The organism is Brevundimonas sp. (assembly GCF_024711105.1).
Lineage (GTDB): Bacteria > Pseudomonadota > Alphaproteobacteria > Caulobacterales > Caulobacteraceae > Brevundimonas.
In genome coordinates this window covers 1-7,563 of the sequence record NZ_JANJTL010000020.1, presented here as the reverse complement: position 1 = coordinate 7,563, position 7,563 = coordinate 1, and the positions used below count along the sequence as shown (strand labels likewise).

The window sequence follows — 7,563 nt, the reverse complement described above, 5'->3', positions numbered from 1 at the left end:
CTGGAAGGGGATGCCGCGGCGCTTCATCTCCTCGACGGTCTCGAAGATGTCGTCGGTGTGCAGCGCGATGTGCTGGATGCCCTCGCCGTTGTAGCGGCGCAGGAACTCCTCGATCTGGCTCTGCTCGTCCTGGCTCTCGTTCAGCGGGATGCGGATCATCCGGTCCGGCGCGATCATGGCCTGGGAGAACAGGCCCGTCGCCTTGCCCTTGATGTCGAAGTACTTCTGCTCCTCGAAGCCGAAGACCTGGCCGTAGAAGCCGGACCAATTGCGCATCTGGCCCTTGCGGACGTTGTGCGTCAGGTGATCCAGCAGGGTCAGGCCGACGTTGTTCTCCGCCTCCTTCTCGCGCCAGCCCGGGGTCTCGTCCCAGGTGTCGTAAAGGGTCTGATGGCCCCAGCGGTCGACGAGGTAGAGCAGCGAGCCGCCGATACCCTCCAGCACCAGCGGATAGTCGCCGAGGCCCGTCCGATCCACCTGCGCCGGCTTGGCGCCGCGCTCTACGGCGAGGTCGAAGGCGGCCTTGGCGTCCTTCACGCGGAAGGCCATGCCGTTGGCCGAGGGACCGTGCGCCTCGCGGAACTCCGCGGCCTGGCCGTCGGGGTCGCGGTTGACCAGGAAGGTGATGTCGCCCTGCTTCATCCGCGCCACCAGACCGTCGGGCCGGGTGTGGCTGAGGGTGAAGCCCATGGTCTCGAACATGGCGATCATGCCGTCGGGATCGGGGCTGGTGAATTCGACGAACTCGAAGCCGTCCAGGCCCATGGGGTCGTTCGGGTGCGCGGGCATGGGGAGTCCTCCGTTCGGGCGGAAAGGGAATGTAGATGGTTGGCCGGGAACCTAGGGACCTCGGACCGGTTCGCCAAGCTTGCAGCGCTTCACAACCGCGTCGACGCCTCCCATAAGCGGCGCAGCGCCCCATCCCAGGAGACCCCCCTGAGCCCGTCGGACGATCCCATCGCCCAGGACCAGTTCCGCGACGACCCAGGCCAGGGGTTTATAGGCCTGATCCGCAGTCTGGCGGACGCGGCGGGTCCCGAGGGCCTGACGCTGGGCGAGATTCGAGACCGGCTGGACGAGCGCAGCTTCGGCCTGATGATCCTGGTGCTGGCCGTGCCCTGTCTCGTCCCGGCGCTCTACGGCGTGCCGCAGGTGGTGGGCATTCCAATCCTGCTTCTGGCCGGCCAGCTGCTGATGGGACGTCATGAGCCCTGGCTGCCGGACACCCTGCTCAGGAGGCGCGCGCCGAGGGCCTGGCTCGAGCGGATGGCTGGCTTCGCCGAGAAGCGGATGGGCTGGTTCGAGCGCTTGTCACGGCCGCGCCTGAAGGCGTTCGCCTGCGGTCCTGGCGAACGGTTCGCCGCCGTCTTCATCATCGTGGCGACCGTGGCGATCGTGCTTCCGCTCATGAACACCGTGCCGTCCATAGGCCTGGCCCTGATCGCCGTCGGCCTGATCCAGCGGGACGGCCTGTTCGTCCTGGGCGGGGCCGTGGTGGCGACACTCTGGGCCCTCGCCATCACGGTGGTGGCCGCCGGCGTGGCCTATGGGGCGACCTGGGCGACCAATCTTCTGCCCTGATTTGCTGGCCTGAAAGCCAATCGACGCCGGTCTTTCGTCAGGCTAAGGACGCCGCATGTCGTTTCTGCGAACACAGTTGCGCTGGTGGGCCGTCTGGGCGCTGATCGCGGCCGCCGCGATGCTGGGGGCCGCGCATTGGTTCGAGACCGTCGAGGGTCTGCCGCCCTGCCCGCTCTGCCTGCAACAGCGCGAGGCCTATTGGGCCGCGATCGCGGTGGCCGGGCCGGCTGTGCTCTGGACCCTGATCAGCCGGGCGAGAGGCACGCCTCGCCTTGCCGCATTCTTCCTCTTCGTGGCCTTCGGCACGGGCGCCTTCATCGCCACCTTCCACGCGGGCGGCGAACAGGGCTGGTGGGAGCTCCCGGCGACCTGCATGGGCGTGCAGGGCCCGATCGACACCGGCTCGCTGCTGGACAGCCTGCGCGCGCCGCAATCGACGCCGAGCTGCGGTGAAATTCCCTGGGCCTGGGCCGGCCTGTCGATGGCGGCCTGGAACGCCGTGATCTCCGTCGTGCTGGCGCTGATCAGCCTGCTGGCGGCCGCGCGGCCGCGCGACGCCCGGGCTCCGAGGCTGTTCAATGAGCCGTAGGGTTCAACTACCCCGCCCCGGCCGCGGCCAGGTCGCCGGCCGCCTGCGCGAGATGCTGCGCGTCGACCACGCCGGCGAGATGGCGGCGGTCCAGATCTATCGCGGCCAGAAGGACGTCTTCCGCGCCGCCGGCCGCACCGACATGGCCGAGGACATGGCCCGGATGGAGAGCGAGGAGCAGGTCCACCTCGACCGCTTCAACGCGCTGCTGACCGAGCACCAGACCCGCCCGACCCTGATGACCCCCATCTGGCGACTGGCCGCCTATGGGCTCGGCGTCGGCACGGCCCTGATGGGCGAAAAGGCGGCCCACGCCTGCACCGAGGCGGTCGAGACCGTCATCGCCGAGCACTACGCCGACCAGGCCGAGGAATGGGAAGGCCGCGACCCGGCGCTCGCCGAAGAGTTCCGCAGCTACCGCGACGACGAACTGCGCCACCATGACCACGCGGTGGAGCAGGGCGCGCACGAGGCGCCGGGCTATACGGCGCTGACGGCGGCGATCAAGGCGGGATGCCGCCTGGCGATCACGGTCAGCGAGAAGGTGTGAAAGTCCCTTCTCCCCTTGCGGGAGAAGGTGTCATGCGAAGCATGACGGATGAGGGGTGGACGAGGCCTTTCCGTCACGACTGCGCCGCGTCACTGCTCGTCGAAGCTGATCCGCCGGCGCGACCCCTCATCCGAGCCGCTTCGCGGCCCACCTTCTCCCACAAGGGGAGAAGGAAACGCTACCGCACGTCGAAAGCCATCAGCAGCGTCCGCTGGCTTTCGTTGAAGTTGTCGTCCGACAGGATGTAGAGCCGCACCCCGCCGTCAGGCCTCCGCACGGCGGCGATGCCTTCGAAATTGTCGACGGTGGCGGGGGCGGTGAACTCGGCGAGTCGCTCCCATGGGTCGGACCGTGACTGATCCGCGCCGTGCAGTTGCGATATGCGGATGGTGTTGGTGTTCCGGCTGGCGTGATAGGCGCGCTCCAGGACGAAGAGCGTGTCCGCGACCGGATTGGCGTCCAGCGACGTGACCCGCAGCGCATCCTCTCCGGGGGCGGCCGTGGGCGGACTCATGATGGTGTCGCAAGCGTCCAGCCGGCACCGCCACCAGCCACCGTTCTCGCCCGTCGCCCACCAGACCCCAGGCTCACGCGCGGCGGCGATACCCTCCATACCATCGTTCTCGGTGAAGGCGTGGTCGGGGATCACGCGCTCACCGAGCCAGGCGCCCGTATCCGGATCGTAGCGCCAGACGCGGTGCTGCCGCTCGAAGCTGACGAGCAAATCACCCTCGGGCGTGAGGGCCATTCCCTCGGCGTCCGCCAGATACTTTGGGATCAGCGGCTGGCCGTCCGGGTCCTCGAGCGGTCGAACCTCGACGCCCTCGACGCTGGCCAGGCGGCCGTCGGCGCCGAGCACGATGCGGCCGCGGACGAGCAGGCCTTCGTCGACGATGCTCCAGAAGCTGAGGCCGTCTGCGGCGAAGTCGATGTCCGACAGGCCGTGCAGCCGGTTGAAGCCGGAGCGGATCTCGACCCCTCCGGCATAGACGAGCGCGCCCGACCCGTCCTCCAGCGCCGGCGCGTTAAGCGGCACGGGGGTGGTCGTGACCGCGACTTGCGTCCAGGCGTCGGGCAGGGGGTCTTCGGCGAAGCGAACCGCCTCGCGGAGCGCCTCGCTGGCCGCATGCCGCGCCTGCCAGCCGACTTCGGGCGTCGTCGCGCAGGCTGCGACCAGGACGGCCAGCAGCGGCCCGACGTATTTCCTCATGCGGCCTTCCTCGTCCGGGGTCGCCGCGGGGCGGCGTCGTGGTGCTCGAACAGTTCGGCCAGCTTCTCGACCATGACGCCGCCCAGCTGCTCGACGTCCACGATGGTCACGGCCTTGCGGTACCAGCGCGTCACGTCATGGCCAATGCCGATGGCGAGCAGCTCGACCGCGTCGTCGGCCTCGATCTCCGCGATGACCTGGCGCAGGTGGCGGTCGAGATACAGCGCCGCGTTGGCCGACTGGGTCGAGTCGTCAACCGGTGCGCCGTCGGAGATGACCATCAGGATGCGGCGCTGCTCCATGCGGCCGGCCAGCCGCTCGCGGGCCCACAGCAGGGCCTCGCCGTCGATGTTCTCCTTGAGCAGGCCCTCGCGCATCATCAGGCCGAGGTTCTTCTTGGCCCGGCGCCAGGGGGCGTCGGCCGCCTTGTAGATGATGTGGCGGATGTCGTTCAGGCGGCCCGGCATGGGCGGCTTGCCGGCCTCGACCCAGGCCGTGCGGCTCTGGCCGCCCTTCCAGGCGCGGGTGGTGAAACCCAGGATCTCGGTCTTGACGCCGCAGCGCTCGAGCGTGCGCGCCAGGATGTCGGCGCAGACCGCCGCCACCATGATCGGCCGGCCACGCATGGACCCGGAGTTGTCGAGCAGTAGGGTCACCACCGTGTCGCGGAAGGGAGCCTCGCTCTCTTCCTTGAAGCTCAGCGGCGAGGTCGGATCGGTGATCACCCGGGTCAGGCGCGCAGTGTCCAGCACGCCTTCTTCGAGGTCGAACATCCAGGACCGGCTCTGCTGGGCCAGCAGGCGGCGCTGAAGCTTGTTGGCCAGCCGCGCCACCACGCTCGACAGGCTGGTCAGCTGCTGGTCCAGCAGGGCGCGCAGACGGCCGAGCTCGACCGGATCGCACAGGTCCTCAGCGTCGATCACCTCGTCGAACCGGGTGGTGAAGATGCGATAGGCGCGCGCGTCGCGGCCGTCGTCTGAGAGTTCCGGCCGGTTCGGGATTTCGCCCTCGGCGGTGGCTTCGGAGCCGTCGTCCTCGGTCGGTTCGGCGTCGGCCAGACCGTCGGCCGAGCGCTCTGTCATCGAGGTGTCGTCGCGGTCTTCGGATGAGCTGTCGCCTTCGGATTCGCCGCCGCCCGCGTCGGGTTCCTCGTCCTCGTCGCTGTCGGGTTCGGGCTGATCCTCGCCGGGCTGGTCCTCGCCCTCTTGGTCCGAGGTGTCTTCGACGCTGTCGGGCGCCGGGTCGAGGTCGAGGTCGCGCAGCGCCTGGCGGAGCAGCTTGCCGAAGGCCTGCTGATCCTCGATCACGGCCTCCAGCTGGTCCAGAACCGCGCCGGCCTTGGTCTCGATCTCGGCGCGGAAGGCCTCTACCCGCTCGCGCGCGGCCGGCGGCGGGGCGTCGCCGGTCAGGCGTTCGCGCACCATCAGAGCCAGGGCCTCGTCCATGGCCGGGGTCTTGTCGGCGCGCGGCGCCATCGGCCGGGCCAGCCGCGCCTCGAGCGCGGCGGTCAGGTTGGCGCGGACGCCTTCCAGCGCTCGAGCCCCCAGAGCGTCCACGCGCGCGGATTCCACCACCTCGAAGGCGCGGGCCGCGGCCGGATCGGCGGGCCGCAGGCGGGTGTGGACGGCCTCGTCATGGTGCGCGACCCGCAGCGCCAGTTGGTCGGCCTGGCCGCGCAAGGCCTGGGCCTCGGGCGAGGCCAGGTCGCGAGGCGGATGCGGGAGATAGGCGATCCCGTCGCGCACCTGGGCGGTCTCGCCGCCGTAGGCGACCTCCATGTCCGGCTTTTCGGCGAGCGCGCGGGCGGCGTGCGCCAGGGCGCGCTTGAACAGTTCCGCCGGGCTCTCGGTGGCAGGCATGGGGACGATCTAGGACCTATCGGCCCGGGAGGAAACGGCGATCAGGAAATCCAGGTGTTGCGGCACTCGCGCACCGTCCAGCCGGCGAAGCCCGAGACCATGTCGCATTCGTAGCCCATGCCCGCGAGCGGCCCGTGCATGATGCCGGTGACCACCGTGGCGCCGCGGCTGTCATAGCGCGGCTCCTCGAACTTCACCCACTGCACGCGGCCTGGCATCGAAGGGCTGCGCGGGTCGTAGGTTTCACGGATCGGCACGCCATGCCGCGCCCAGTCGCAAGTCAGCCGATAGAGGCCGCCATCGTCGGTCTCGATCGGATTCCACAGCGGCGGCGGCGGGTTCTCCTGAAACCGATAGTGCTCGCGTGCGATAGCCGCGAAGATGGCGCAGTCATCACCGGTCGAAGTGCGCACGGGCCCTGCCGGGCCGGGACCAGGCCCAGGCGGCGGGAGCGGAGCGCAGGCGGCGATCCCCAGGACGGCGGCGGCGGCGGTCGATCTGATCATGGCGCGAAGCTCCACCGGGCGCACGGCCACGGCAAGACTTGAATGGGGCTAAAGCCTGTCCGTTCCCTAGGACAGCCGGCCGATGGCGTAGAAGCGCTCGGCGCGTTGGTCGCGCAGCTGATCGGACGTGAGTCCATCCAGGTCTTCCAGCTCCTCCTCGAGCGCATCGCCGACGGCCTGGATGGCCGCGTCGCGGTCGGCGTGGGCGCCGCCCTCGGGCTCGGGGATGGTGCGATCGACGATGCCTAGGCCCATCAGGTCCGGAGCCGTGATCTTCATGGCCGAGGCGGCGTCCTTGGCGCGCGAACCATCGCGCCACAGGATCGAGGCCGCGCCCTCGGGGCTGATCACCGAATAGATCGAATGCTCCAGCATCAGCACGCGGTTAGCGGCGGCGAGCGCGATGGCCCCGCCCGAGCCGCCTTCGCCGGTGATCGTCGCGATCATTGGCGTGCCCAGCGTCAGGCCGCGCTCGGTCGAGCGCGCGATGGCCTCGGCCTGGCCGCGCTCCTCGGCGCCCAGGCCCGGATAGGCGCCGGCGGTGTCCACGAAGGTCAGGACCGGCAGGCCGTACTGCTCGGCCATGTCCATCAGCCGCACGGCCTTCCGGTAGCCCTCGGGCCGGGCCATGCCGAAGTTGTGCTTCAGGCGGGTGGCGGTGTCGTGGCCCTTCTCGTGGCCCATGACCACCACCGGCCGGCCCCGGAAGCGGCCGAGGCCGCCGACGATGGCCTGATCGTCGCCGAACTGGCGGTCGCCCTTCAGCTCCACGAATTCGGTGATCAGGCCCTCGAGATAGTCGAACAGGTGCGGCCGCTGCGGGTGACGCGCGACCTGCGTCTTCCGCCACGGATCGAGGTTGGCGTAGGCCTCGGCGCGCAGTTCGCGGGCGCGCACGCGCAGCGCCTCGATCTCGGCCTCGAACGAGCCGGCCGTTTCGGACAGCGCCTCCAGCTCCTCGATCTTGGCTTCGAGGTCGGCGATGGGCTTTTCGAAGTCGAGATAGTGGGTGGCCATCAAGGCGTCCGGAGACAAGCGCGACCGCGCTCACGAAAGGCGGCGGAACCTAGAAGCCCGAACGCGCCGGGGCAAGCGGGGTTCAGAAGGCTATCCCTTCCGTCCGAGCGGATGTTTGGAACGCACGACCTCTGCCAGGCGGTCGCCGGCGACGTGGGTGTAGATCTGGGTGGTGGCGATGTCGGCATGGCCCAGCAGGGTCTGGAGCACACGCAGGTCCGCGCCGCCCTCCAACAGGTGGGTGGCGAAGG

The 7,563-nt window shown here is 69.7% G+C and carries 9 protein-coding genes; 3 read left to right on the top strand and 6 right to left on the bottom strand.

The window, feature by feature from the left end; translation table 11 throughout:
* A partial coding sequence (locus tag Q0M60_RS01365; RefSeq protein ID WP_296814966.1) for a VOC family protein occupies nucleotides 1–789 on the bottom strand: 789 nt, incomplete at its 3' end.
* A gap of 39 nt (nucleotides 790–828) precedes the next feature.
* Here Q0M60_RS01365 and Q0M60_RS01360 point away from each other — a divergent pair.
* From Q0M60_RS01360 to Q0M60_RS01350, 3 genes are read left to right on the top strand one after another with little or no spacing between them, the layout of a single operon-like run.
* Complete coding sequence (locus Q0M60_RS01360) at nucleotides 829–1,581, top strand: exopolysaccharide biosynthesis protein (RefSeq protein WP_296814963.1); 753 nt, start codon at nucleotides 829–831, stop codon at nucleotides 1,579–1,581.
* Between the two features lie 55 nt (nucleotides 1,582–1,636).
* Nucleotides 1,637–2,170 carry a disulfide bond formation protein B gene (locus Q0M60_RS01355; RefSeq protein WP_296814960.1) on the top strand — a complete coding sequence of 178 codons (534 nt, stop codon included), beginning with the start codon at nucleotides 1,637–1,639 and terminating at the stop codon, nucleotides 2,168–2,170.
* Nucleotides 2,160–2,720, top strand: coding sequence for a demethoxyubiquinone hydroxylase family protein (locus Q0M60_RS01350; RefSeq protein ID WP_296814958.1), 561 nt, complete (start codon nucleotides 2,160–2,162; stop codon nucleotides 2,718–2,720). Before Q0M60_RS01355 ends, Q0M60_RS01350 begins: the two co-directional genes overlap by 11 nt.
* 178 nt (nucleotides 2,721–2,898) lie before the next feature.
* Here the strand turns inward: Q0M60_RS01350 and Q0M60_RS01345 are convergent, their stop codons facing one another.
* The 5 genes from Q0M60_RS01345 to Q0M60_RS01325 all read right to left on the bottom strand — a co-directional run.
* Entirely contained in the window at nucleotides 2,899–3,930 is a 1,032-nt protein-coding gene (locus Q0M60_RS01345; protein ID WP_296814955.1) for an esterase-like activity of phytase family protein, read from the bottom strand.
* Entirely contained in the window at nucleotides 3,927–5,789 is a 1,863-nt protein-coding gene (gene cobT / locus Q0M60_RS01340; protein ID WP_296814953.1) for a cobaltochelatase subunit CobT, read from the bottom strand. The genes Q0M60_RS01345 and cobT overlap by 4 nt, the downstream gene beginning before the upstream one ends.
* A gap of 41 nt (nucleotides 5,790–5,830) precedes the next feature.
* Entirely contained in the window at nucleotides 5,831–6,295 is a 465-nt protein-coding gene (locus tag Q0M60_RS01335) for a hypothetical protein (RefSeq protein WP_296814950.1), read from the bottom strand.
* 66 nt (nucleotides 6,296–6,361) lie between these two features.
* On the bottom strand, nucleotides 6,362–7,312 hold the full coding sequence (locus tag Q0M60_RS01330; protein WP_296814947.1) for an acetyl-CoA carboxylase carboxyltransferase subunit alpha: 951 nt from the start codon (nucleotides 7,310–7,312) through the stop codon (nucleotides 6,362–6,364).
* A gap of 90 nt (nucleotides 7,313–7,402) precedes the next feature.
* On the bottom strand, nucleotides 7,403–7,563 hold a 161-nt coding region (locus Q0M60_RS01325), incomplete at its 5' end, for a tyrosine-type recombinase/integrase (protein WP_296814968.1).